The sequence below is a fragment of the Drancourtella sp. An57 genome (genome assembly GCF_002161525.1).
Lineage (GTDB): Bacteria > Bacillota > Clostridia > Lachnospirales > Lachnospiraceae > Sellimonas > Sellimonas catena.
Map to the genome: position 1 here is coordinate 1 of NZ_NFHY01000038.1, position 1,145 is coordinate 1,145.

The window sequence follows — 1,145 nt, forward strand, 5'->3', positions numbered from 1 at the left end:
TGATGGAGTGGATGCGTTTCTTTCGAGGGCAGAATAAAGAGGAGCTGAAAGAAGTGGCAAAGGGAAATGAATATCTGGAAGGAGCATACGAAGATTTAGTAAAGATGAGCCTGGATGAGAAGAAACGTTTACAGTATGAGGCCAGGGAGAAAGCGATCCTCGACTATAGGTCCAACATGGAGGGAGCCGAGAAAAGAGGCTTTCAGCGGGGCGTGAAGCGTGGAATTACACAGGGGATTGAGCGTGGCATGACACAGGGAGAGCAGTCTACACTGATTCGTCTCTACCGGAAGAACCGTCTGACGTTGGAAGAAGCGGCAGAAGAGGCAAAAATGACGGTGGAAGAGTTCCGGAAGCTTGCAGAATTGGAAGAACATTCTATGGAATAAGGTGTGGGAAAAAGAGGTTGAAAGAGTTCATGCATTGGATCACGGAGAATGAAGCGGTTCATACGATGATGACGGCTCTCCTTACATTTCATCAGGCAGCCTTCTATTGGTTGCTGATTTTACCTTGGGGAAAGGCATTTCCCCAAGTGAGCTGTTGATCATGCCATGATTCAGTGGTCAGGAAAGATTCATTTCCGCCGCCCGCTTGACAACCTTGGCAACTGTGTTACGGGATACGCCGCAGCTATGTGCGATGTTCCGTTTACTGAATCCTAAGCTTTTCTGGCGAAGGATTTCTCGATATTTGGTTGTAATAGTGGACTCTGGTTTCTTGTCTTTTCGTTATTGATATGTTACTCTATCTATATCTGAAAAGCATTCGCTTTTCGTATTTCTAAGGCATTCGCCGAATTATTCAAATCTTATTATTGTATACGGCAGATCTAATGGCTGGCAATCGGACAGTTTCTTTTTCGCTTTTCTATCAGGATCATTTATTCCCTAAACCACTTTTTCCAATGAAGAAAATGTGCTACACTTACAGCAGACAGAAATATCCTTTTCCAGTGGATGAGAAGCCGGGAAAGGATCGAATTATGAGAAACAACAAAAGAAAAAGAAAGACACAGAATAAGAGAAGACAAACTGCCCGAAGCGAAGATTTTATCATGAAGCCTTCCGTGGACTGGTGTTTCAAAGAGCTGATGAGAAATCCAAAGACAAGAAAAGGATTTATTGCAGTGCTTTTGCAGGTTA

Annotated in this window: 1 protein-coding gene; it reads left to right on the forward strand. The window is 43.7% G+C overall.

What is annotated here, in order from left to right:
* Positions 1-389 (forward strand): PD-(D/E)XK nuclease family transposase (locus B5G11_RS16045; protein ID WP_144289717.1); only part of this gene is annotated, 389 nt, incomplete at its 5' end.
* Between the last annotated feature and the right edge of the window lie 756 nt (positions 390-1,145).